This is a genomic window from Zoogloea sp. GW822-FHT05C07, assembly GCF_058800215.1.
Genome location: NZ_CM179510.1, coordinates 3726871 through 3751022, shown reverse-complemented (window position 1 = coordinate 3751022; position 24152 = coordinate 3726871). Strand labels below are relative to the sequence as shown.

The following is a 24152-nucleotide window of genomic DNA, read 5'->3' as shown; positions in this document are numbered from 1 at the left end:
GGCCCTGATTACTCAGGGCCTTTCTTTTTAACTTGGGGCGACATACCGGTTTCGAACCGGTGACACCTGGAATCACAATCCAGTGCTCTACCAACTGAGCTAATGCCGCCACTGTTGACCATCGATCGAAATCGCCGATCTGAAACTTTTCAGAGCCTGCCCGACAGGAATCGAACCTGTAACCCCCGGCTTAGAAGGCCGGTGCTCTATCCAGTTGAGCTACGGGCAGTTCGCCGTGGGTACCCGGGTTAAGCTTTGGTCGGGGTGGAGAGATTCGAACTCCCGACATCTTGCTCCCAAAGCAAGCGCGCTACCGGACTGCGCTACACCCCGAGAGCCGCGAATAGTACACACCTATCGACGTCCCGTCAAACAAAAATTGGCACGAATTTTCATGCCCATCGAAATTCATGCCTGCCCTGCACTCTCACCACACCACGGAAACCACTCCCCGGAGCTCCGCGCCATTGTTGCCTGCCTGCACTTTGATCATGCTTTTGGGGTAAGCGTTGCGTGCGCACAACAAATTGAATTCACAGAAATTGACCTAGATCACAGCTTTCGTTGTGCAACGCAATAAATCAGTAGGATTACCAATACCAGGATCCCCCCCGCAGGGTAAAATCCGGCCCGGCCCCAGACGCCCCGAAGCCCAGTGGCAACGGCCCCCGATAGCCGCACGATTCGCACTCACCCGAGTACCCATCATGAACGAACAGCACTACCTCACGCCCCTCTTCGAGCCCCGCTCCGTGGCCATCATCGGCGCCAGCGAAAGAGAGCTGTCCCTCGGCAACATCCTCGTCCGCAACATGCTCGAGGCCGGGTTCAAGGGCAAGCTGTTCACCGTCAACCCCAAGTACGACCAGGTGCTGGGCGTTCCCTGCTACAAGAGCGTCGAGGACATCCCCCAGCGCCTCGACCTGGCCGTCATCACTACCAAGGCCGACCGCGTGCCGGCCATCGTCGACGCCTGTGGGCGCGCCGGCTGCAAGTCCGTGGTGGTGCTGCCTTCCGGCTTCTCGGATGCCGGCCCGCGCGGCCGCATGCTCGAGAAGAACACCGTCGAGAACGCCCGCCGCCACCGCATCCGCCTGCTCGGCCCGAACTGTCTGGGCGTGCTGCGCCCCGAGCTCGGCCTCAACGCCAGCTTCGCCCACGGCGGTGCCATCAAGGGCTCGATCGGCCTGATCTCCCAGTCCGGCGCCCTCTGTTCGGCGATCCTCGACTGGGCGCGGCCCAACAATGTCGGCTTCTCGTCGGTCGTATCCCTCGGCACCTCGGTGGACATCGACTTCGGCGAGGTCCTCGAATTCATGGTCTCGGATGCCCGCACCGAGAGCATCTTCCTATATGTAGAAGGCATCAAGGACGCGCGCCGCTTCGTCAGCGCGCTGCGCGCCGCGGCCCGCGTCAAGCCGGTGCTGCTGATCAAGGTCGGCCGCCACCCGGCCGGCTCCCACGCCGCGCTGCTGCACTCCGGTGCCACGGTCGGCGAGGACGCGGTGTTCGATGCCGCGCTACGCCGCGCCGGCGTGATCCGCCTGTACAACATGGGCCAGCTGTTCGCCGCCGCCAACGCGCTGTTCTCCCACTTCCGTCCGCGCGGCAACCGCCTGGCCGTGATCACCAACGGCGGCGGCCCCGGCGTAATGGCCGCCGACCGCGCAGCCGACCTGCGCATTCCGCTGGCCACCCTGTCCGATGGCACGATTGCCAAGCTCAACGAGATCCTGCCGGCCAACTGGTCCCACTGCAATCCGGTGGACATCATCGGCGACGCCGACCCCGAGCGTTACAGCAAGACCCTCGACATCGTGCTTGCCGACGAGAACGTCGAAGGCGTGCTGACCATCCTGACGCCCCAAGCGATGGCCCGCCCCACCGAAGTCGCGCAAAAGGTCATCGACATCGAACGGGCCGCCGACAAGCCGGTGTTCACCTGCTGGATGGGCGAGGAGCAGGTCCGCGAAGGGCGCAAGCTGTTCGAGGCCGCCGGTATTCCCACCTTCCGCACGCCCGAACCGGCGGTCGAGCTGTTCGGCCACATCTCGGCCTACTACCGCAACCAGAAGCTGCTGGTGCAGACGCCGAGTTCCCTGTCCTCCGACCTCAATCCGCCGTCGGTGGAAAGCGCCCGCCTGGTCATCGAGACGGCCCTGTCCGAGCGCCGCAAGAACCTCAACGAGATGGAATCCAAGGCCCTGCTGGCTGCCTTCCGGATTCCCATCGCGCAGACCGTCGTCGCCCGCTCCGCCACCGAGGCAATGGTATTGGCCGAAGAGCTGGGCCTGCCGGTCGCCATGAAGATCGACTCGCCGTCGATCACCCACAAGGCCGACACCGGCGGCGTGCGCCTCAATCTCAACGGCCTCGCCGCCGTGCGCTCCGCCTACCAGGAAATCCTGGAGGAAGTGAAGCGCAAGCGCCCCGACGCCATCATCAACGGCGTCGCCATCGAGCCGATGGTCATCAAGCCCTACGGCCGCGAGCTGATGGTCGGCGCCTTCCGCGACCCGATCTTCGGGCCGGTGATCACCTTCGGCGAAGGCGGCGCCCACGTCGAAATCCAGGCCGACCGTGCGGTGGCCCTGCCGCCGCTCAACAACTACCTGGTCAAGGATCTGATCAAGTCCACCCGCGTATCCACGCTGCTCGGCGAGTACCGCAACATGCCGCCGATCAACATGGAGTCGCTGGAGTTCGTGCTGCTGCGCATCTCCGAAATGGTCTGCGAGTTGCCGTGGATCCGCATGATGGACATCAACCCGCTGATCGTGGACGAGCACGGCGCCGTCGCCGTCGACGCGCGCATCGTGGTAGACAACATCGCCCCCACTGCCGACCGCTACGACCACATGGCGATCCACCCCTATCCGTCGCACCTGATCACCAAGATCTCGATGCCGGAGGGCGAGATCACCGTGCGGCCGATCAAGCCGGAAGACGCCGACCTGGAAATCGAGTTCGTGCGCAAGCTGTCACCGGAAACCAAGTACCTGCGCTTCATGAACACCCTGCGCGAGATGCCGCCCGCGATGGTGGCCCGCCTCACGCAGATCGACTACGACCGGGAAATGGCCTTCGTCGCTACCATCGAGGAAGACGGTGTCGAAGTGGAGATCGGCGTGACCCGCTACGCGGTCAATCCGGACGGCGAAACCTGTGAGTTCGCGATCGTCGTCGCCGAAGACTGGCAGCACCGCGGCCTGGCCCGGCGCCTGATGGGCGTGCTGATCGAAACCGCACGCAACCGCGGCCTGCACGCCATGACCGGCATTTTCCTGTCGAACAACGAGCGCATGCTGAAGTTCGTCGCCAGCCTCGGCTTCGTGCTGACCAACGACCCGGAAGACAACACCGTCAAGCACGGCATCCTGACCCTGCAAGGCTGACGATGAGCGACGCCAGCCAGCCCATCCGCTGCGCCTGGTGCGGGGACGATCCCCTGTACCAGGCCTACCACGATCAGGAATGGGGCGTGCCACTGCACGACGACCGGGCGCTGTTCGAACTCCTGACCCTGGAAGGCGCCCAGGCCGGGCTGTCGTGGATCACCGTGCTGCGCAAGCGCGAGAACTACCGCCAGGCCTTCGCCGGCTTCGACCCGGCCGTCGTGGCCCGATTCACCGAAGCCGACCAGGCCACCCTCCTCGCCAATCCGGGCATCGTCCGCAACCGCCTGAAGGTCGCCTCCACCATCGACAACGCCCGCGCCTTCCTGGAAATCCAGGCCGAGTTCGGCAGCTTCGACGCGTGGCTGTGGCGCTTCGTAGACGGCCAGCCGATCCACAACAGCCTGCGCAGCCTCGCCGACGCCCAGGCCAGCACGCCGCTGTCCGACCAGCTCAGCAAAGCCCTCAAAAAGCGCGGCTTCCGCTTCGTCGGCACCACCATCTGCTACGCCTTCATGCAGGCCGCCGGCATGGTGAACGATCACACCACCGACTGCTTCCGCCACCGGGAAGTCGTCGCGTTATCATCGCGCCCTCTGTAACACTCAAGCGCCGGCCCACCGCGGCCGGCCCGCGAAACCGAAACATGACCGACCAGATCGAAACCGCCGAATTGCACGGCCAGCCCGTTCTCAAGCTGCAGACGCCGGACGGCGCTGTGGCGCTGATCTCCCTGTTCGGCGCCCATGTGCTGTCCTGGACACCCGCCGGCGGCGAAGACCGCCTCTACCTGAGCCCCAAGGCCGTCTTCGACGGCGCCACAGCCATCCGCGGCGGCGTGCCGGTGTGCTTCCCGCAGTTCGCCGGTCTCGGCCCGCTGCCCAAGCACGGCTTCGCCCGTAACCGCCGCTGGGAAGTCGCCAACACCCGTGCCGCCAAGGACTACGCCGTAGCGACCCTGCGCCTCATCGACGACGACGCTACCCGCGCACTGTGGCCGCACGCGTTTGCCGCTGAAATGAGCATTTCCATCGGTGGCGACCGCCTGGATATGGAACTGGAGGTCGAGAACACCGGCGACACGCCGTTCAGCTTCACCGCCGCCCTGCACACCTACCTGAAGGTGCGCGAAGTCGAGGCCCTGAGCGTCGACGGCCTGCGTGGGCTGGAATACCGGGACAGCGCCGACGGCGACCGGATCAAGAAGGAAACCGGCGTCGGCCTCGCCATCGACAGCGAAGTCGACCGCGTGTACCACGGCGTGCCGCGTACGCTGCTGGTACGGGAGAATCACCGGGCGATGGGCATCCACACCGAGAACTTCCCCGATGTGGTGATCTGGAATCCGTGGGAGGAAAAGTGCGCGGCGCTCGCCGACATGCCTGCCGACGGTTTCCGCCGCATGCTGTGCGTCGAAGCCGCCGCGGTGAAGGAGCCTGTCGAACTGGCTGCCGGCACCAACTGGTGGGGCCGGCAGACCCTCATCGCAATGTAAGGAGCTGCGGCCTCAAGGAAACGCCGGGCCGACCCGGGTTTCCTTGCCGCCCTTGGAGCGCTTAGTTAGCCGCGCGCACCGTGTCGGCCACATTGCGGCCATTCACGCGGACGATGGCGACAGTATGGCCGGAGCCGTCCATCTCCACCGGCTCCACCGTCACGCTGCCTGCATCCAGCGCCCGTTGCAGGCGCTGAGTGGCGTGCTCGGACGTCATGCCCGGCTCACGTGAATCCAGACCTTGAACCCGGATCTTGCGGCCGCCTTGGTAGAAGGTCGCCCCATCCATCGCATAGGCCCGCGCGGTTCCGCGTGCCGGCCGCGACGGCGTCGGCGTCGTCACCGCCAGCGGTACATTGCCGGACGGTGCGGACGAACTCGGCGCCGGAGCGAGCGGTGCGCTCGCGGGGGTAGACGACAGGACCGCCGGACGCGGTACCGGAGCGGGAGCCGCTTCGGGAGCGGACTGCACATTGACCGCGGCAGCAGCCGCGGCAGCAGCTTCAGCCGCCGACATGCCGGCCGTGGAGATCACCGACGGAGCACGCACGGCGTGGGTTTGCGGCGCGGCCACCGGCGCTGCCTGAACTGTCGGAGCCGACGACGCGCTGACGGCCGCCGGCGGCGGAATCACCACGGTCTGGCGCCCGCCGGACACAACCTGCGGCGGCACCGGGATGGCGGCGCGGCGTTCTGCCGGCGGCAGTGGTGCCGAATTCGGCGTGAAAGCCTCACGCCCCAACGCTTCGCGTCCCGTCATGGGCGCATACGCCTCCCGCCCGATGGCGCGGCCATGGTTACGGCTGGGCGGCTTCGGGGGCTCAACGCGGGATTCGACGGTCTTCAGCGCGGCAGCCTTGGCCGCGGCTTTGGCATCGGGCGACAGCGGCGCGGCGACCTGCGGCGTCCGCTCGTGCCTCACTGCCTTGCCGTGATGGCGGCGATCGTTGCGCTCGGCCTTGCCCGCCTTGCCGCCCTTCTCGGCAACGGCGGCTTTTTCGTGACGACCGGCCTTGGCGGCGTGACGCGGCGTTTCCGCCTTGGCGGCCTTGGCCGAAGCGGTCTTCCTGGATGCGCTGGCTTTGGCGTCGGAAGACTTTCCGGCCTTGGCGGTCTTTTTGGCCTCCGGCTTTGCAGCCGGGGCTGCCTTGTGAGCACCGGCCTTGGCCTGGTGATGGGCGGCGGAGGCTTCGCCTCCGGCCATCATCAGGCCAAGCGCCAGCGTCAGCGCGGCAATCTTGGGATTCATGCGGTGTGCTCTCCTGCTGTGCCGGACCGCCCCGAGGGGCGCTCCGACTGGATGTACGCGAAAACGGCAGTCTGCGCGACATGGATAATCGTGAGATTTTACCGGAAACTCCACCGGCTACGGGCTTGCAGGCGCGGCTGCCTTTCTGCACCATGCGCCCTTTTTGTGGCCTTCCCCCGTCCATGCTTCTGCCGATCGAACAACGCATTGCCGCCGAACTAGGTGTACAGCCCCGTCAAGTTTTCGCTGCCGTGCAGCTTCTCGACGAAGGCGCCACCGTGCCTTTCGTGGCCCGCTACCGCAAGGAAGTGACCGGTGGGCTGGACGACACCCAGCTGCGCAACCTCGAAGAACGCCTCGGCTACCTGCGCGAACTGGAAGACCGCCGCGCCGCGGTGATCGCCAGCATCGACGAACAGGGCAAGCTCGACCCCGCCCTGCGTGAAGCCATCGAGAACGCCGAAACCAAGCAGCGCCTCGAAGACCTCTACCTGCCCTACAAGCAGAAGCGCCGCACCAAGGCCCAGATCGCCCGCGAAGCCGGCATCGAGCCCCTCGCCAATGCGCTGCTGGCCGATCCGACCCTGGTGCCGGAAACCGAAGCTGGCGCCTATTTCAACGCCGAAGCCGGCTTCGCCGACACCAAGTCGGTGCTCGACGGTGCGCGCCAGATCCTGATGGAGCGCTTCGCCGAGGACGCCGAGCTGATCGGCAAGCTGCGCGAATACCTGCAGGACCACGGCGTGGTCGCCTCGACGGTGATCGCCGACAAGGAGAACGACCCGGCCGCCGCCAAGTTCCGCGACTGGTTCGACTTCCGCGAGGCCATCGGCACCGTGCCGTCCCACCGCGCGCTAGCCCTGTTCCGCGGCCGCAACGAAGGCTTCCTGCGCCTGCAACTGGCCCTCGACTCCGATCCCACCGACGGCAGCACGCCCGGCCCCAACCCCTGCGAAGGGCGCATCGCCGGCCACTTCGGCGTCAAGGACCAGGGCCGCGCCGCCGACGCCTGGCTGCGCGAAACGGTGCGCTGGGCGTGGAGCGTCAAGATCTCCCTGCACCTGGAACTCGAACTGCTCGGCCAGTTGCGCGAACAGGCGGAAGAAGAAGCCATCCGCGTCTTCGGCCGCAACCTGAAGGACCTGCTGCTCGCCGCCCCCGCAGGCGCCCGCGCCACGCTGGGCCTCGACCCTGGCCTGCGCACCGGCGTCAAAGTGGCCATCGTCGACCAGACCGGCAAGCTCCTCGACACCGCCACCATCTACCCCCACGAGCCGCGCCGCGACTGGGACGGCAGCCTGCATACGCTGTCCAAACTGTGCGAGAAGCACGGCGTGTCGCTGATCGCCATCGGCAACGGCACCGCCAGCCGAGAAACCGACAAGCTCGCCGCCGACCTGATCAAGCTGCGCCCCGAGCTGCACATGACCAAGATCGTCGTGTCCGAAGCCGGCGCCTCGGTATATTCGGCCTCCGAGCTGGCCGCCAAGGAATTCCCGGACCTGGACGTCAGCCTGCGCGGTGCCGTTTCCATCGCCCGCCGCCTGCAGGACCCGCTGGCCGAGCTGGTCAAGATCGATCCCAAGTCCATCGGCGTCGGCCAGTACCAGCACGACGTCAACCAGACCCGCCTGGCCCGCGCGCTGGATTCCGTGGTCGAGGACTGCGTGAACGCCGTCGGCGTGGACGTGAACATGGCCTCCGTCGCGCTGCTGACCCGCATCTCCGGCCTCAACGCCACGCTGGCCGCCAACATCGTCACCCACCGGGACGCCAACGGCCCCTTCCCGAACCGCGCCGCGCTGCTCGACGTGCCGCGCCTCGGCCCCAAGACCTTCGAGCAGGCCGCCGGCTTCCTGCGCATCACCAACAGCAGCAACCCGCTCGACGCCTCGGCGGTGCACCCGGAAGCCTACCCGGTGGTCGAGCGCATCCTCGCCGACATCCAGAAGAACGTCCGTGACCTGCTCGGCGACGCCCGCACCATCGGCCAGCTGAAGGCCGAGCGCTACACCGACGAACGCTTCGGCCTGCCCACCGTGCAGGACATCCTGAAGGAACTCGACAAACCCGGCCGCGACCCGCGCCCCGAGTTCAAGACCGCCAGCTTCAAGGAAGGCGTCGAGGACCTGAAGGACCTCGCCGCCGGCATGATCCTCGAAGGCGTGGTCACCAACGTCACCAACTTCGGCGCCTTCGTGGACATCGGCGTGCACCAGGACGGCCTGGTCCACGTGTCGGCCCTGTCCGACCGCTTCGTCAAGGACCCGCACACCATCGTGAAGGCCGGCCAGGTGGTCAAGGTGAAGGTCACCGAAGTGGACCTGCCGCGCAAGCGCATCGCCCTCACCATGCGCATGGGGGACCAGCCCCAGGCCGGCGGCCACAAACCTGGCAGTGATCGGCGCGACGCCCCGCGCGGCGGCCAGCGTCAGGCCGGCAAGCCGAACCGCGAACCGGCCCTGGCCGGCTCGCTGGCCTCCGCTTTCGCCAAGGCCCTCAAGAAATAAGCCCGCGCCCACTCCGGGACGGCTAAAATCCGTTCCATCTGTTTGATTTTCCAGCGACGCCCTCCGGGGCGTCGCGCTGTTTTCCCCCGATGACCACGATCTACGGCATAAAGAACTGCGACACCATGAAGAAGGCCTTCGCCTGGCTCGACGAACACGGCGTCGCCTACACATTCCACGACTACAAGAAGTCCGGCATCGACTCGGGCCGGCTGCACGCGTGGAGCAAAGCCATCGGCTGGAAAAGCCTGGTCAATACCCGCGGCACCACCTGGCGCAAGCTGTCCGCCGAGCAGCAGGCCATCGAGACCCAGAGCGCCGCAGTACAGCTGATGCAGGAATTCCCCAGCCTGATCCGTCGCCCGGTCATCGAAACCGACAACGGCCAGCTGCTGGTTGGCCTCGACACCACCCTGTACACCAGCTTCCTCATAGCGACGGGAACCCCGGAATGAGCAACTCCTACATCCAGCGCTTCCTGCTCGAAGAGCTCGACATCCGCGGCGCCGTCGTCAAGCTCGACGACGTCTGGCAGGGCATTCTCGAAAACCGCGACTACCCGCCCAACGTACGCGACCTGCTGGGCGCCATGAGCGCCATCGCCAGCGTCATCGGCGGCAACCTCAAGCAGGCCGGCCGCCTGACCATCCAGCTGCAGGGCCACGGCCCGGTCAGCCTGCTGGTGGTGGACATCAACGAGGCCCTCAACCTGCGCGGCTACGCCAAGGCCGCCCCGGAGGCCGCCGGCCAGCACGGCATCGCCGACCTGCTCGGCGATGGCCAGCTGCTGCTGAGCCTCGACATGCCCGGCCTGCGCCACCCGTACCAGAGCTACGTGCCGATCGAGGGCAACAGCGTCGCCGAGATCTTCGAGCACTACCTGACCCAGTCCGAGCAACAGCCCGCCGCACTGCACACCGCCGCATCGGAAAAGGGCGCCGCCTGCCTGTTCCTGCAGAAGCTGCCGGACGCCGACAAGAAGGACGCCGACGGCTGGGACCGCGTCACCCGTCTGGCGTCGACGATCCGCCCCGACGAGTTGCTCAACCTGCCCGCCGACGAAGTGCTGCTGCGCCTCTTCCACCAGGAGACCGTACGCCTGCTGGATGCCCGCGAAGTCAGCCACGACTGGCCGCAGGACTGGGACAAGGTGCGCGACATGCTGCGCTCCCTCGGCCGGGCCGAACTGGAGTCCATGCTGGCAGAACATGGCGAGGTGGTGATCCACGACGACCTGTCGAACCACGAATACCGCTTCAGCGCCGACGACATCGCCGCACTGTTCGACGAACCGCCGACCCTTCACTGAAACAACCCATTGCACCCACGGACTTGCCCGAAACCCTGCTGAAAAGTAGACTTCCAGGGTTTTAGTCCGCACTCACCCAGCAGATCTTCTATGGCCGACGCTTCCCAGGGCAAACTGATCGAGTTCAAAGGCGCCAGCCTGGCGGTGATGACCGCCTACGTCAGGGAGACTGACGCTGTGCGTCTCGCCGACGCCATGCACATGATGATGGGCGGCATGCCCGACTTTTTTGCCGGCGAACCGGTGGTGCTCGACTTTTCCCAGCTGGCCAGCACGCCCGACTGGGTGGACTGGACGGCCATCACCAGCCTGCTGCGGCGCTACCAGGTGCAGCCCATCGGCGTACGCCACCTGCCCGAACACCTACATGAAGGCGCCCGCCGCGCCAACCTTGCAATGCTCGGCCAGGAAGGCCTGTCCGCCGAACGTCCTGTTGCCACTCCCCAGCCCGCCGCGCCGGTGGCCCAGCCCGAACCCGTGGCGGCGCCTGCCCCGGCAGCGGCAGAGGCAGCGGATCCCGCCGTCATACCCCAACCGGCCGCCGGCACTGCAACGGCCCCCACGCTGATCGTCGAGCGTCCGCTGCGATCCGGCCAACAGATCTACGCCAAGGGCGGCGACCTGGTGCTGCTCGCCGGCATGAGCCCCGGCTCGGAAGTCATCGCCGACGGCAGCATCCACGTCTACGGCCCGCTGCGCGGCCGCGCCCTCGCCGGCGCCCGAGGCGACACGTCGGCCCGCATCTTCAGCACCAATTTCGGTCCCGAGCTGGTCTCCATCGCCGGGGTGTACCGCACCTTCGAACGCGGCATCCCGCAGAACGTCGCCGGGCGCGCTGCCCAGGTGCGTCTGATCGGCTCGGACAACCAACATACTCTCGAAATCACCCCGCTTCAGAACGACCACTGAAGCGACACCACTATTTAAGGGGATACCGTGGCACGCGTCATCGTAATCACGTCCGGCAAGGGCGGCGTCGGCAAGACCACCACCAGTGCGAGCATCTCGTCCGGGCTGGCCCTGCGTGGCTTCAAGACCGCGGTCATCGACTTCGACGTCGGCCTGCGCAACCTCGACCTGATCATGGGCTGCGAACGCCGTGTGGTCTACGACCTGGTCAATGTCATCAACGGCGAAGCCAACCTGAGCCAGGCGCTGATCAAGGACAAGCACTGCGACAACCTGTTCATCCTGCCCGCCTCGCAAACCCGCGACAAGGACGCGCTGAGCGAGGAAGGCGTCGAGAAGGTCCTGAAGGATCTCGCCCACCAGGGCTTCGACTACGTGGTGTGCGACTCCCCCGCCGGCATCGAGCGCGGCGCCGTGATGGCGCTGACCTTCGCCGACGAGGCGATCGTCGTCTCCAACCCCGAAGTATCGTCGGTGCGTGACTCCGACCGCATCCTGGGCATCCTGCAGAGCAAAAGCCGCCGCGCCATAGAAGGCCGCGAGCCGGTCAAGGAACACCTGCTGATCACCCGCTACTCCCCGAAGCGCGTCGAAGAAGGCGAAATGCTGTCCTACAAGGACGTGCAGGAGCTGCTGCGCGTGCCGCTGATCGGCGTGATTCCCGAATCCGACGACGTGCTGCAGGCCTCCAACCAGGGCACGCCCGCCATCCACCTGAAGGACAGCGATGTCGCCCTCGCCTACCAGGACGTGGTGGCCCGCTTCCTTGGTGAAGACCGCCCGCTGCGCTTCGTCAGCTACGAAAAACCCGGCATCCTGAAGCGACTCTTCGGAGGCAAGTAAGATGTCCCTGCTTTCCTACTTTTTCGGCTCGAAGCCCAAGACCGCCTCGGTGGCGAAGGAGCGCCTGTCGCTCATCATCGCCCACGAGCGCACCACCAACCGCGCGCCGGACTTCCTGCCGGCGCTGCAGAAGGAACTCATCGAAGTCATCTCCAAGTACGTGAATGTCGGCCTCGACGACATCAAGGTCCAGCTCGAGAAGCAGGACAACTGCGAGATCCTCGAAGTGAACATCACACTGCCCGAGCAGCCGCAAAAATAGTCAGACCTGCCCGGATGGTGAAATTGGTAAACACAGCGGACTTAAAATCCGCCGCCTCACGGCCTACGGGTTCGATTCCCGTTCCGGGCACCACATCGGCCGGCGCTCGCCATTTCGCGCAGTGATCGTCCTTGACCTCAGCTGCGAGCAGGGCCATCGCTTCGAGGCCTGGTTCGCCTCCAGCGACGCCTTCGAGCAGCAGCTCACCCGTGGCCTGGTGAGCTGCCCCCACTGCGGCACCCACCAGGTCAAGCGCCTGCCCTCGGCGCCTTACGTACAAACCTCGTCCCACGCCCGTCCTGCCGAGCCGGATCCCCAGGCCATCGCGGCCAAGCTGGTCGAGGCCCTGCGCAACGCCGCCAAGCAGTCCGAAGATGTCGGCGAGCGCTTCGTCGAGGAGGCCCGCCGCATCCATTACGGCGACGCCGAGGAGCGCGCGATCCGCGGCCAGGCCAAGCCCAGCGACATGATCGAGCTGCTGGAAGAAGGCATCCCCATCCTGCCGGTCCCGCCGGACAAGGACGACCTGCACTGAAAAGGCTCAAGCCGGCTGCAACGCCCGCGGCGGCATCAGGAAATCCCGCGGCTTACGGCGCAGACGCTGCCACAGGCGCCGCCGCAGTTCCTTCAGATCCGACTTAGGCAGGTTGTAGGCGCGCACCGCCGTCAGCAGCGACAGCGCGAAACTCACTCCCAGGTTGAGCACGAACATCACCGCCACCCCGGCTATCGCCAGGGACAGCAGGCCCGTGCTGAGTTCCACGTCCAGCGCCGATGTGGCGAGGCTGAGGATGCCGGAGTTCAGCGTCACGTGGCGCACATCCAGCGGCAGGCCGAAGAAGCGCCCCAGCACCGGCGTCATGCCGAGCATCAGGCCCAGGGAAATGTTGGTCGCCCAGCCCGACATGTTGCGCGACACGATGCCGGCCAGGCGGATCATGCGCAGGCGGCCAAAACGGTGGCCGAGGCGGTGCTCGGCAATCGCCTGCGGCAGGCGGTGATAGACCGCCCAGTTATCCACCCAGCCGCCGGCCAGCGCCGCCAGATACAGGATGCAGCCGGTCAGCGCAGCGTAGAACACCGTGCCGCTGTCCACCGGGCTCAGCGCATGGAAGACATAATCCGCCTCGGCGCGGCTCAGGTAGGAATGGCCGCTGGCCCACTGCCAGGCCGCGTCGAAGGCATAAGCGCCGCAGGCCACCACGACCACATTGGCGATGGTGGCCGCCAGCTGCGAGCGGCAGATACACGCGGCGTAATCGACAATGCGCTCCAGGCGCGCCTCACCCTTGCTGTCGCGGATGATCGCCGCGAAGGTCGCCGCCGTCATGGCCGGCTGCTTGGTCGCCAGCATCAGGCCGAGGGCCTGCAACAGCAGGAAACTGAACGCGTAATTGAGGCCGGAACCCAGCCCCTCCAGAAACAGCGCCAGGCCGACGCCGCCAATCGCCATCTTCATCGCCGCGGTCGCCACGGTGAGCAACCCGCCCCCCGCCGCCGCCACCCAGATGTGGCGATAGTCCTTCGGCGTCTCGGCAATGTAGTGCTCGCCGGTCTCACCGGCGCGGTCCACGATGCGCCGCTGCAGGCGGCGCAGGTTGCTGCGCACCACGTGCCGCAGGCTGGTGCTCTCATGGGCCGCGAAAGCCAGTTGCTGCAACAGCGCCAGCGCCGGTGCCGGGCTGCTGCGCCCAGCCTGCATCACCGCGACGATGGCCTCCAGCCGGGCCAGGCAGCGCTCCAGCACATCGAGGCCATAGACGATATCCACGCTGATGCCCTCCGCTTCGAGCCGTGTGGAGATCACGTGCATCTCGTCCCGGCAGGCGTCCACGCCGGACGACCATGCCTCCAGCAGCGGGCCTGGCAGGCTCCCGCGCTCCCACGCGCACAGCAGGTTCTCGCCGCTGTCGGCCAGGCGCCGGAACGGCGAGCGGGACACCGGCCCCGGCTGGCTGCGCGTGCGCAGCTTCTGGGACAGGCCCTGGCCCTGGATCCGCGCCAGCAGCAGGCGGAAGCCATCGGCCATGGCCCGCCCCAGCGCCGCCGTCATCGCCGGCTCGTCGGCCGGAAACAACAGATCCACCAGGCGCTGGAAGGACGACGGCTGCAGGCCGCGGACCAGCGTGAGATCCCGTGTCCGCGTGTAGCTGCGGCTCATCAGGTGGCCCAGGTCGTGGTCGTCCCGCGGCGACGGAATCAGCCGCGTGGTCAGGCGATCGCCGAATTCGGAAAGAAAGCCCCGGTCGCTGGGGATGCCCACTTCGCCGAACAGGTTGGCACCGTCGGTCTCGTCGAGGATCTGGCGAATCGCGCGGCGGAGCGCCGTGGCAAGCTCGGGATGGGCTGCCAGCACATCCATCAGCACCGCGAAACGCTGGGTGGCCGAACCGTGGACGTCGGCAGAATCGATATAGACGTCGTTCCACAGGGCGCCGCCGGCCAGCCAGCCATTGAGCGCCCGCCAGGCGTCCATACGGTCGGGAAGATCCTCGGCGATCAGCAGTGCCCGCAAGTGGAGGGCCAGTTTGCGCAGGTCGCGCGGCCCCTGGCGGTGGTCCGGGAGCACCGCATGGACGTATGCCAGCAGCGCATCGATGGTGGGGGTCTGGGTATTCTGCATATCACGGATGGACCCGGTCCGTAATCATTGGTTCGGCAGGACGGCCGGGCGGCCGCCCTGCCCGGACGGATCAGGCGGCGGCCAGCGCCTCGCCGTAGAGGGCCGAGATCGGCGCCTCGATGATCTCGATGCCGAGGCGTGCGCAGAAGCGGCGCTCCTTGGCGGTGGGCTCCTCTATCATCGCCCACGCGGCCGGACCGGTCGCACAGTCGTAGATGATGTCGCTCATCACCATCCGCTCGGTGTCCCGGTTGAGGCGCAGTCCGAGGAACAGGTAACGCTTGCCCGCGCGGCGCGCCTTCAGGAAGGGGGGAATGGAGAAGCCGCCCATCAGTTCGGTGATGTAATCCACATAATCAGCGTCGGAGGCGATGAAGTCCGGCTGCGGCCACGGCGTGCCCATCGGCTTGAAGAGCACCGGCAGCGAGCTGTCCACGCCTTCGTTGCTGACCTCGGCGTACTTCTCGCCGTCGTGCTGATACAGCCGGTAGCGGAAGGCCGTGCCAGCCATGCGGGCGATGCCCACCACCAGGATGTGCGGCGTCTTCGACCACAGGCGCTGCAGCTGGGTGTCCCGGTTGATGTCGATCACGTAGTCGGGGTTGAAGCCGGTCAGCCAGCCGTGGAAGGCCGAATCGGTCCATTCGTCCGAGCCGTAGGTGGCGATCAGGAACTTGTTCACCGCTGCGCGGCCGCGCTTGAGCTCGACGTTCATCGCCGCCCGCGGGAATTCGTACATCAGCCGCGGCGCCATCGGCTGGCCGTTGTTCATGGCCAGGATGAGGCTGTTGCTGTCGGCCGGGATCGGCTTGCCGGAAACCTTGTGGGTGACGTGCGACAGCGCGCCGGCGCCCAGGTAGGGAACGATGTCGCCGGAAGCGAGGCCCGCATGCAGGCTGGCCAGGAGATCGGCGGGAATGGTCTGACTCATGGATGACTCCGTGGGGATGGAGAAAAAGGAAGGCAAACGCGGAAATCGCGGCAAGCACCGCGCCGGCCGCTTACCGCGGCCGGTGGGCGAACGAGCCGGTGCGAACGGAAATCAGGCATGCAGGGCCATCGCAGGCGGTGCGAAAGCCGCCAGCGGCAGCCCGTCCTCGGGGCCGAAGCAGGTCGGGCGATCATTGCACACCGTGCAGCTCGGCGCCCGGCAGGCATGCACCTCGGCCCGGTCGCACAGCTGCTTGTAGAAGAACTTCTTCCACTTCATGTCGCCGCTGTTGAGACCGTGCAGGACCGGGAAGTGGCTCTGCAGCACCTCGCCGAGCATGTGGCGGGACGGCAGGCCCATGTCCTGCCACAGGTGGTTGGCCGACATGCAGGCGGTGGACACCGCACAGGCCAGCCACAGGCTGCGCGTGTCGTCCTCGGCCCGGTGGTCCCACAGCAGGGCCAGCAGGTCGGAAAACTCATCGAGGGAATTGGACGGGCGCGGCGCCGACTTCTGCATTGCACGCAGAGCCAGGTGGGCATCCCATTCCAGGTAGGGGAACTCGCTCTCCAGCAGCCACGCGAACTCCTCCACGCCCAGGCCGGCGATCGGCGCCGAATACTCGGCTGGGCGCAGCGCGGCGCCGGCGATCACGCCGGCCAGCGCGATGGTGGTCACGTCGGACGGATCGCCGGCTGCTGCGAGGAGTTGCAGGTTCAGGTTGGCAGGGCTCGCCATGATGGCCTCCGAAAAGATTGACCTCGAATGCCAGTCTTTACGCAAAGCCCGTGCCACACCCCGGACAGTTCCCCCAGCCCCGCCAATGCCGCGCTCCGCGCGGCCTGCCGCCTCTATATCCGTTGCAGGACGAGGCTCTCCCACGCGGGCTTCCTGCCAGTTGTCGGATTCACGACAAGCCGACACGGAACGATTCCGTACGGACTCTTCCATCGGGCGAACCCACGCACCCCACGACCCTCCTCAAGAAGACGATGCGCCCCCGGGAGGCCATCACCTAGAAGGTGGTGACCTGCACCGCGTAGAGGCCGCCGATCACAGCGAACTCGTCCTCGCCCTTCAACATGCCGGGCAGCAGGTGGTTATAGAAGAAGATCTTGGTCAGCGGGACCTCGGCCTGCAGGATGTAGTCGCCGAACTCGCTGGCCCGCTCGCGGGACGTGGAGAAGGAATTGAGATTGTTGAGCAGGTAGATGCTGTCGGAACGCCCGTGCCCGGCGATCCGCTCATGGGCGTCGAGCTTGTTCACGCCACGGTACAGCGTCAGGTGCGTGCGGTCCGGGTCAGGCCGGTGCAGCTCATACTGCGTGTAGGCATATAAGAGATCGAGCTGCGCCTCGAGGGCGTTGGTGCCATACAGCCCGGCCGAACGCGCCTCCAGGTAGCGCCAGTAGACCTCGCTGCTGGTATCGGCCAGCGAACCGCGGTGGTAACGCGGCGTCAGCCCGAAGCGCGACTCCACCCAGCCCTTCAGCACCGCCGCCTCGCGGCCGTCCGCGTCGAAGGCCCAGCCGCGCACCACGCGCTGGTAATTACTGTTGCCACGCGCCGGCGCGCGGTTGCGGCACGGGACCAGGCGCCCGAAGTCCGGACTCAGCCCGGCGTCCTCCAGCGCCTCCAGGCGGAAGCTCACCACCATGTAGTCGACGAAACGCTGGGCCCTCAGCGCCACATCGAGCAGCGCGTCGAGCATCTCGAACAGGCTGCGGTGCAGCTCCCACACCCCGTCGATGACCAGCGGCGCCGGATTCCGCTGATAGGTCAGGCCGCCGATGATCGCTGCCGGCAGGTTGCAGCGATTGATCGGCAGACGCGCCCCCCTCGGCAAGGCCGGCAGGCTTTCCTCCCCTTTCACTCCGACGACATCCTCCAAGCTGTGAAACTCCCTACAAAGCGTGGGGTCTTGTCGCATCCCACACGCGACAAGAGCACCCTACGAAAACAATTTAATCAAATAAATTCAATAGCTTGAATAAACAAACAGGACATGGCACAGCGCTTGCGATTAAGTAATCACACGAGGCATAGGGTCTCGTCGGATTGATAAACCCAAGGAGAATCGAAATGGCACTGCGTCAATGCGCCATCTACGGCAAGGGCGGTATCGGTAAGTCTACTACCACCCAGAACCTGGTAGCGGCTCTGGCCGAAATGGGCAAGAAGGTCATGATCGTCGGCTGCGACCCGAAGGCTGACTCCACCCGCCTGATCCTGCACTCGAAGGCCCAGACCTCCGTCATGGCCCTGGCTGCTGAAGCCGGCTCCGTCGAAGACCTCGAACTCGAAGACGTCCTGTCCGTCGGTTACGGCGGCGTCAAGTGCGTCGAATCCGGTGGCCCGGAACCCGGCGTCGGCTGCGCTGGTCGTGGCGTTATCACCGCCATCAACTTCCTGGAAGAAGAAGGCGCTTACGACGAAGACCTGGACTTCGTGTTCTACGACGTGCTCGGCGACGTGGTGTGTGGCGGCTTCGCCATGCCCATCCGCGAGAACAAGGCCCAGGAAATCTACATCGTCTGCTCCGGCGAAATGATGGCCATGTACGCCGCCAACAACATCGCCAAGGGCATCGTGAAGTACGCCAACTCCGGTGGCGTGCGTCTGGCCGGCCTGATCTGCAACAGCCGCAACACCGACCGCGAAGATGAGCTGATCATCGCTCTGGCTGGCCGTCTGGGCACCCAGATGATCCACTTCGTGCCGCGTGACAACGCTGTGCAGCACGCTGAAATCCGTCGTATGACCGTTATCGAATACGACCCCACCCACAAGCAAGCCGACGAGTACCGCACTCTGGCTCGCAAGGTGTTCGAGAACAAGAAGTTCGTGATCCCGACCCCGATCGAAATGGAAGAGCTCGAAGAGCTGCTGATGGAATTCGGGATCATGGAGCAGGAAGACGAGTCCATCGTCGGCAAGACTGCCTCCGAACTGGCCGCCTAATCAGCGCGCTACGCCGTACCTTGGTGCCGGCTGCGCCCGGCCGGCACCTTCTCCGCCAACCTGATTTCGTCGCCGCAGATTAGCGGGACGCAAAAGGAGCAACACCATGGCTGCGCTTACGCGTGAAGAAACCGAAGCCCTCATCCAGGAGGTGCTGGAGGTTTACCCCGAAAAGGCTAAGAAGGATCGTACCAAGCACCTTGCGGTGAACGATCACGAGGCCAATGCCAAGAAGTGCATCACCTCCAACCGCAAGTCCCTGCCCGGCGTCATGACGATCCGTGGCTGTGCCTATGCCGGTTCCAAGGGTGTGGTGTGGGGTCCGATCAAGGACATGATCCACATCTCCCACGGCCCCGTCGGCTGCGGCCAGTACTCCCGTGCCGGTCGTCGCAACTACTACGTCGGTGTGACCGGGATCAACGCCTTCGGTGAAATGAACTTCACCTCCGACTTCCAGGAACGCGACATCGTCTTCGGCGGCGACAAGAAGCTGACCAAGCTGATCGACGAAATCGAAGAGCTGTTCCCGCTGAACAAGGGCATCTCCGTGCAGTCCGAGTGCCCGATCGGCCTGATCGGCGACGACATCGAAGCCGTTTCCAAGAAGGCCACCGCCAAGTTCGGCAAGACCGTCGTTCCGGTGCGTTGCGAAGGCTTCCGCGGTGTTTCCCAGTCCCTCGGCCACCACATCGCCAACGACGCGATCCGTGACTGGGTGATCGGCAACCGTGACGCCAAGGAATTCGCCTCCACCCCGTACGACGTGGCCATCATCGGCGACTACAACATCGGTGGTGACGCCTGGTCGTCCCGTATCCTCCTCGAGGAAATGGGCCTGCGCGTGGTCGCCCAATGGTCCGGCGACGGCACCCTGGCCGAAATGGAGAACACCCCGAAGGTCAAGCTGAACCTCCTCCACTGCTACCGCTCGATGAACTACATCAGCCGTCACATGGAAGAGAAGTACGGGATTCCCTGGGTCGAGTACAACTTCTTCGGCCCGACCAAGGTCGAGGAATCCCTGCGCAAGATCGCCACCTACTTCGATGACACCATCAAAGAAGGCGCCGAGCGCGTGATCGCCAAGTACAAGGCCATGATGGACGCCGTCATCGCCAAGTACCGTCCGCGCCTCGAAGGCAAGCGGGTCATGCTGTACGTGGGCGGCCTGCGTCCCCGTCACGTGATCGGCGCGTACGAAGACCTGGGCATGGAAGTGGTCGGCACCGGCTACGAATTCGCCCACAACGACGACTACGAGCGCACCGTCAAGGAAATGGGCAACGCGACCCTGCTGTACGACGACGTGACCGGCTTCGAATTCGAAGAGTTCGTCAAGAAGGTCAAGCCTGACCTCGTCGGCTCCGGCATCAAGGAAAAGTTCATCTTCCAGAAGATGGGCATCCCCTTCCGTCAGATGCACTCCTGGGATTACTCGGGCCCCTACCACGGTTACGACGGTTTCGCGATCTTCGCCCGTGACATGGACATGACCCTGAACAACCCCTGCTGGAAGACGCAGACCCCGCCGTGGAAGAAGAACGACGACGCAGCCCCGCTGGCTGCTGCCGCCTGATTCCGTAGCAAGTCTGCTGCATCCGCCCTGCCCTCGCGGCGGGGCGACGCAAGCCCCATGCGGGTGACGACCCCTGTCGCCACCCACCTTTCCGACCTGTTGCCTGGGTCCGCAGATTGGCGGCCGGGCTGGGAGACGAGAAATGCAAGAAGTCGACGACATCAAGCCGTGCTATCCCCTGTTCCGCAACGACGAGTACAAGGACGTTCTGAAGCGGAAGAAGGATGACTACGAAGAAGGCCACGAAACCTCCAAGGTTGACGAAGCTTTCACGTGGTCCACCACCGCCGAGTACCAGGAACTCAACTTCAAGCGCGAAGCCCTGACGGTCAACCCCGCCAAGGCCTGCCAACCCCTCGGCGCCGTGCTGTGTGCCCTGGGCTTCGAAAAGACCATGCCGTACGTCCATGGTTCGCAGGGCTGCGTGGCCTACTTCCGCACCTACTTCAACCGTCATTTCCGCGAGCCGGTCTCCTGCGTGTCCGACTCCATGACGGAAGATGCAGCCGTGTTCGGTGGCCAGAAGAACATGTTCGACGGTCTCGCCAACGCCAAGGCGATCTACAAGCCGACCATGATCGCCGTGTCCACCACCTGCATGGCCGAGGTGATCGGTGACGACCTCAACGCGTTCATCAACAACGCCAAGAAGGAAGGCCACCTGGAACAGGAATACCCGGTCCCCTTCGCACACACCCCGTCCTTCGTCGGTAGCCACACCACCGGCTGGGACAACATGTTCGAAGGCATCGCGCGTTACTTCACCCTCAACGCCATGGAAGGCAAGGTTGTCGGTTCCAGCCAGAAGGTGAACTTTGTGCCGGGCTTCGAGACCTACCTCGGCAACTATCGTGTCATCAAGCGCATGATGGGTGAAATGGGTGTCGACGCGACCCTGCTGTCCGACCCCACCGAAGTGCTCGATACCCCGTCCGACGGCAAGTTCCGCATGTATGAAGGCGGCACCACCATCGACGAGGTCAAGACCGCACCGAACGCCATCACCACGGTTCTGCTCCAGCCGATGCAGCTGGAAAAGACCAAGAAGTTCGTCGAGAACACCTGGAAGCACGACGTTCCCAAGCTCAACATCCCGATGGGCCTGGACTGGACCGACGAGTTCCTGATGAAGATGTCGGAAGTCACCGGCAAGCCGATCCCCGCCAGCCTCGAGCTGGAGCGCGGCCGCCTGGTGGACATGATGGGCGACTCCCACACCTGGCTGCACGGCAAGAAGTTCGCGCTGTATGGCGATCCGGACTTCACCCTGGGCCTGACCAAGTTCCTGATGGAATGCGGTGCCGAGCCGACTCACATCCTGTCCAACAACGGCTCGAAGAAGTGGGCGAAGGCCATCGACAAGCTGCTCGCCAGCTCGCCGTACGGCATCCACGGCAAGGCCTACCCGGGCTGCGACCTGTGGCACATGCGCAGCCTGGTCTTCACCGACAAGCCTGACTTCCTGATCGGCAACTCCTACGCCAAGTACATCCAGCGTGACACCCTGCACAAGGGCAAGGAGTTCGAAGTTCCGGTGATCCGCCTCGGCTTCCCGATCTTCGACCGTCACCACCTGCATCGCATGACCACCCTCGGTTACGAAGGTGCCATGTACATGCTCACCACCCTGGTGAATGCGGTGATGGAACGTCTCGACGAAGAAACCCGCGGCATGGGTACCACCGACTACAACCACGACCTGGTTCGTTAATCGGCATCCCCGCAAGCCCCCGTCTCCGGACGGGGGCTTCGGCATGAACAGAAGGAGTACACCGACATGGCGAACATCATGATCCGGCGCAGCGACAACGGCTCGTTGTCGTTCTACCTGCCCAAGAAAGACTTGGAAGACGACATCGTCTCCCTCGAATTCGACACCCCCGAGCGCTGGGGCGGCGAGCTCGTCCTGAAGGACGGCAGCCGCTGGTACTTCGATCCCCTCGAAACCCAGCCGCGCCTGCCGATCACGGTCAAGGCCAAGCGGATGGGTGGCGAAGACGACTGATCTCGCCGCGACGGAACCTCCCCAGCACGGATCGCGCAGCCATGGCCATGGAGATCAGACAAGTCCTGTGTGTCTTCTGCGCCGACTGCGAAACCGTCTGCCCGACCCATTCGATCCAGGAGTCGGGCGGAACGGTCCTGATCAACCAGGATAGCTGCACCGAGTGCGAGGGCCATTTTGACGAGCCCCAGTGCGTCTCGGTGTGTCCGACGGACGGCTGCATCGTGCCCGCGCCCTGAGCACGGCCGGCACGACCTAGCCCAAGGAGCGCAACCATGAGTGAAACCGCCCCCCTCACCCGCGAGATCGCCCTGCGACTCGCCCTGGCAGTCCGCGAAATGCCCGAACTCGACCTGCGCGGCTTCATTGGCGTGGTCTCCGAACGGCTCGGCCTGCCCCTCACCGCCGACAAGCTCGGCGGCGTCACCGTTGCCGACCTGAACCTGTGGCTGGCCGGCGAAGATGGCAAGACCACCGTCGACAAGGAAGCCATCAAACGCGCCGTCCGCTTCCTATGGGGCGAAGGCGTCGATGACGGCCTGCCCAAGCCGCAGTCCTACGCCGACGGCGACCTGCCCAACAGCCTGCGCGTCGCGATGGCCTCCAACCACGGCGAACTGGCCGACGGCCACTTCGGCTCCTGCCAGCGCTTCCTGATCTACCAGGTCAGCACCACCGACAGCCGGCTGGTGGCCGTCCGCGGCACCGCCGAGGCCGACGCCGAAGAGGACAAGAACGTCGCCCGCTCGGCGCTGATCGCCGACTGCCAGCTGGTCTACGTCCAGTCCATCGGCGGCCCCGCCGCGGCCAAGGTCGTGCGTGCCGGCGTGCATCCGGTCAAGTGGCCGGCCGGCGGCCCGGTGGACAACGCCCTCGCCAAGCTGCAGATCGCCATGCTCGCCCCGCCGCCCTGGCTGGCCCGCGTGATGGGCGTCGAGCCGGCGTCCCTGGCCCGCTTTGCCGAGGACACCGAGGTGGAGGAGGCCGAATCATGACCGCCCCCAACGCCCTGCCCCCGCGCCCGCAGATCACCCCCGAGCTGGCCCGTGAGCTGGCCGGCCGGGTCAAGGCCCACAACGCCTCCACGGAGATGCTCGCCGTCATGCGCGTCGAGCACCCCGGCCTGCGCCTGCAGATCTGCAACGAGGACGACATCCCGGCCCGCATGCCGATCTGGCTCGAGCACGACGGCGTCGCCATGTACCTGCTGGATGCCACCGAGCACTGTGTGTCCCTCACCACCAACGAGGACCGTGCCTGCGGCATCGTGTTCACGCTGCTGTCCGGCGACGATGACTGACAGGGGCGCCCATGGCCTGCGCGTGGTGGCGGCCGACTGTGCCGGCTGCCACCACGCCGACCTCCTCGCCGCCAGCCAATGCACGCCTGGCGACCGCTGCGTGGTGGCGATGAGCGGCCGCCAGATCGACCGCTTCTTCCGCGCCAACCCGGCCGAGGCCGAGGCCTACCTGGGCGACGGCTTCTGGGAGCGCCGCGCCATCGCGGCCCGCTACGCGCCGCTGGAAACAATCGACCACCTGATGCACGACACCGACGAGGTCGTACGCCGCGTCGTCGCCGGCCGCATCCCCGACGAACGCCTGCCCGAGCTGGTCCAGGACCCGGACCGGGACGTCCGCGCCATCGCCGTCCAGCGCCTGCCCGCCGAGCAGCTCGAATGGGCGCTGAAGGACATCGACTACCTGGTGCGCATGTTCGCGGTCCGCAAGGTCTCCCACGGCCTGCTGCGCCCGCTGATCCACGACCCCGAGCGGGAAGTCCGCAAGGCCGTCGCCAGCCGCCTGCCGCCCTTCGCGCTGAGCTGCTACGCCGGCGACAGCGAGGCGGAGGTCCGCCGCATCGCCGCCGGGCGCATGCTGCCGCCGGATGCTGCGAAGATGCTGGGCGACCCCGACTGGTCGGTACGCCTCGCCGCGGTCGCCCAGGCTCCGCTGGATGCCATCAGGGATCTGCTCGACAGCGAAATCGACGAGGAAGTCCTGCACGCGATCCGCGAACGCCTGACTGGCGCCGAGCAACACGTCGGCTGAGGCCGGCGCGCCTGGCGGGGCGACCCGTTC

23 protein-coding genes and 4 tRNA genes are annotated in these 24152 nt (G+C 65.7%); 19 read left to right on the top strand and 8 right to left on the bottom strand.

Annotated features, from left to right (window positions below):
* Positions 1-33 precede the first annotated feature (33 nt).
* From AC3QL2_RS17385 to AC3QL2_RS17375, 3 genes are all read right to left on the bottom strand, one after another.
* Positions 34-109, bottom strand: a tRNA-His gene (locus tag AC3QL2_RS17385).
* Between the two features lie 46 nt (positions 110-155).
* Positions 156-229, bottom strand: a tRNA-Arg gene (locus AC3QL2_RS17380).
* A 27-nt stretch (positions 230-256) separates the two neighbouring features.
* Positions 257-333, bottom strand: a tRNA-Pro gene (locus AC3QL2_RS17375).
* Between the two features lie 374 nt (positions 334-707).
* Between AC3QL2_RS17375 and AC3QL2_RS17370 the strand changes: the two genes are divergently transcribed.
* The 3 genes from AC3QL2_RS17370 to AC3QL2_RS17360 are packed head-to-tail and all read left to right on the top strand — an operon-like array spanning position 708 to position 4890.
* On the top strand, positions 708-3395 hold the full coding sequence (locus tag AC3QL2_RS17370; RefSeq protein WP_493235089.1) for a bifunctional acetate--CoA ligase family protein/GNAT family N-acetyltransferase: 2688 nt from the start codon (positions 708-710) through the stop codon (positions 3393-3395).
* A gap of 2 nt (positions 3396-3397) precedes the next feature.
* A complete protein-coding gene (locus tag AC3QL2_RS17365) occupies positions 3398-3997 on the top strand; it encodes a DNA-3-methyladenine glycosylase I (protein ID WP_493235088.1) in 600 nt (199 codons plus the stop codon).
* A gap of 44 nt (positions 3998-4041) precedes the next feature.
* Entirely contained in the window at positions 4042-4890 is an 849-nt protein-coding gene (locus AC3QL2_RS17360; protein ID WP_493235087.1) for a D-hexose-6-phosphate mutarotase, read from the top strand.
* A 61-nt stretch (positions 4891-4951) separates the two neighbouring features.
* On the opposite strand, the gene AC3QL2_RS17355 is transcribed toward AC3QL2_RS17360, so the two are convergent.
* Positions 4952-6139 carry a hypothetical protein gene (locus AC3QL2_RS17355; protein ID WP_493235086.1) on the bottom strand — a complete coding sequence of 396 codons (1188 nt, stop codon included), beginning with the start codon at positions 6137-6139 and terminating at the stop codon, positions 4952-4954.
* A gap of 182 nt (positions 6140-6321) precedes the next feature.
* Here AC3QL2_RS17355 and AC3QL2_RS17350 point away from each other — a divergent pair, with 182 nt between their 5' ends.
* The 8 genes from AC3QL2_RS17350 (at position 6322) to AC3QL2_RS17315 (ending at position 12507) form a co-directional block, all read left to right on the top strand.
* A complete protein-coding gene (locus AC3QL2_RS17350) occupies positions 6322-8649 on the top strand; it encodes a Tex family protein (protein ID WP_493235085.1) in 2328 nt (775 codons plus the stop codon).
* A gap of 89 nt (positions 8650-8738) precedes the next feature.
* Positions 8739-9104 (top strand): ArsC family reductase, encoded by a 366-nt coding sequence (locus tag AC3QL2_RS17345; RefSeq protein ID WP_493235084.1) that lies wholly within the window; start codon positions 8739-8741, stop codon positions 9102-9104.
* Positions 9101-9958, top strand: a complete 858-nt coding sequence (gene hslO, locus AC3QL2_RS17340) for an Hsp33 family molecular chaperone HslO (protein WP_493235083.1) — start codon at positions 9101-9103, stop codon at positions 9956-9958. The genes AC3QL2_RS17345 and hslO overlap by 4 nt, the downstream gene beginning before the upstream one ends.
* 90 nt (positions 9959-10048) lie before the next feature.
* A complete protein-coding gene (minC, locus tag AC3QL2_RS17335; RefSeq protein ID WP_493235082.1) occupies positions 10049-10867 on the top strand; it encodes a septum site-determining protein MinC in 819 nt (272 codons plus the stop codon).
* Positions 10868-10894: 27 nt separating this feature from the next.
* Positions 10895-11710 carry a septum site-determining protein MinD gene (gene minD, locus AC3QL2_RS17330; RefSeq protein WP_493235081.1) on the top strand — a complete coding sequence of 272 codons (816 nt, stop codon included), beginning with the start codon at positions 10895-10897 and terminating at the stop codon, positions 11708-11710.
* A gap of 1 nt (position 11711) precedes the next feature.
* Entirely contained in the window at positions 11712-11972 is a 261-nt protein-coding gene (minE, locus tag AC3QL2_RS17325; RefSeq protein WP_493235080.1) for a cell division topological specificity factor MinE, read from the top strand.
* Positions 11973-11980: 8 nt separating this feature from the next.
* A tRNA-Leu gene (locus tag AC3QL2_RS17320) sits at positions 11981-12065 on the top strand.
* 28 nt (positions 12066-12093) lie between these two features.
* Entirely contained in the window at positions 12094-12507 is a 414-nt protein-coding gene (locus AC3QL2_RS17315) for a DUF1178 family protein (protein ID WP_493235078.1), read from the top strand.
* 6 nt (positions 12508-12513) lie between these two features.
* Here AC3QL2_RS17315 and AC3QL2_RS17310 read toward each other — a convergent pair whose 3' ends face one another.
* From AC3QL2_RS17310 to AC3QL2_RS17295, 4 genes are all read right to left on the bottom strand, one after another.
* Entirely contained in the window at positions 12514-14595 is a 2082-nt protein-coding gene (locus AC3QL2_RS17310; protein WP_493235077.1) for a hypothetical protein, read from the bottom strand.
* Between the two features lie 70 nt (positions 14596-14665).
* Entirely contained in the window at positions 14666-15526 is an 861-nt protein-coding gene (locus AC3QL2_RS17305; RefSeq protein ID WP_493235076.1) for an SIR2 family protein, read from the bottom strand.
* A 111-nt stretch (positions 15527-15637) separates the two neighbouring features.
* Positions 15638-16264, bottom strand: coding sequence for a nitrogen fixation protein NifQ (locus tag AC3QL2_RS17300; RefSeq protein ID WP_481119195.1), 627 nt, complete (start codon positions 16262-16264; stop codon positions 15638-15640).
* Between the two features lie 277 nt (positions 16265-16541).
* Entirely contained in the window at positions 16542-17399 is an 858-nt protein-coding gene (locus AC3QL2_RS17295) for an NAD(+)--dinitrogen-reductase ADP-D-ribosyltransferase (RefSeq protein WP_493235074.1), read from the bottom strand.
* 209 nt (positions 17400-17608) lie between these two features.
* On the opposite strand from AC3QL2_RS17295, the gene nifH reads away from it, so the two are divergent.
* The 8 genes from nifH (at position 17609) to AC3QL2_RS17255 (ending at position 24122) form a co-directional block, all read left to right on the top strand.
* The gene (nifH, locus tag AC3QL2_RS17290; protein ID WP_493235072.1) at positions 17609-18487 is read left to right on the top strand and encodes a nitrogenase iron protein; all 879 of its coding nucleotides are present in this window, start codon (positions 17609-17611) and stop codon (positions 18485-18487) included.
* Positions 18488-18593: 106 nt separating this feature from the next.
* Entirely contained in the window at positions 18594-20066 is a 1473-nt protein-coding gene (gene nifD / locus AC3QL2_RS17285) for a nitrogenase molybdenum-iron protein alpha chain (RefSeq protein WP_493235071.1), read from the top strand.
* A 142-nt stretch (positions 20067-20208) separates the two neighbouring features.
* Positions 20209-21777, top strand: a complete 1569-nt coding sequence (gene nifK / locus AC3QL2_RS17280) for a nitrogenase molybdenum-iron protein subunit beta (protein ID WP_493235069.1) — start codon at positions 20209-20211, stop codon at positions 21775-21777.
* A 66-nt stretch (positions 21778-21843) separates the two neighbouring features.
* Complete coding sequence (gene nifT, locus AC3QL2_RS17275) at positions 21844-22071, top strand: putative nitrogen fixation protein NifT (RefSeq protein ID WP_493235068.1); 228 nt, start codon at positions 21844-21846, stop codon at positions 22069-22071.
* A 47-nt stretch (positions 22072-22118) separates the two neighbouring features.
* Positions 22119-22310 carry a 4Fe-4S dicluster domain-containing protein gene (locus AC3QL2_RS17270; RefSeq protein ID WP_493235066.1) on the top strand — a complete coding sequence of 64 codons (192 nt, stop codon included), beginning with the start codon at positions 22119-22121 and terminating at the stop codon, positions 22308-22310.
* 36 nt (positions 22311-22346) lie between these two features.
* Positions 22347-23066, top strand: a complete 720-nt coding sequence (locus AC3QL2_RS17265; RefSeq protein ID WP_493235065.1) for a dinitrogenase iron-molybdenum cofactor biosynthesis protein — start codon at positions 22347-22349, stop codon at positions 23064-23066.
* Positions 23063-23371 (top strand): DUF6129 family protein, encoded by a 309-nt coding sequence (locus tag AC3QL2_RS17260; RefSeq protein ID WP_493235064.1) that lies wholly within the window; start codon positions 23063-23065, stop codon positions 23369-23371. Before AC3QL2_RS17265 ends, AC3QL2_RS17260 begins: the two co-directional genes overlap by 4 nt.
* Positions 23364-24122 carry a 4Fe4S-binding leucine-rich repeat protein gene (locus AC3QL2_RS17255; RefSeq protein WP_493235062.1) on the top strand — a complete coding sequence of 253 codons (759 nt, stop codon included), beginning with the start codon at positions 23364-23366 and terminating at the stop codon, positions 24120-24122. Before AC3QL2_RS17260 ends, AC3QL2_RS17255 begins: the two co-directional genes overlap by 8 nt.
* Positions 24123-24152: the final 30 nt, after the last annotated feature.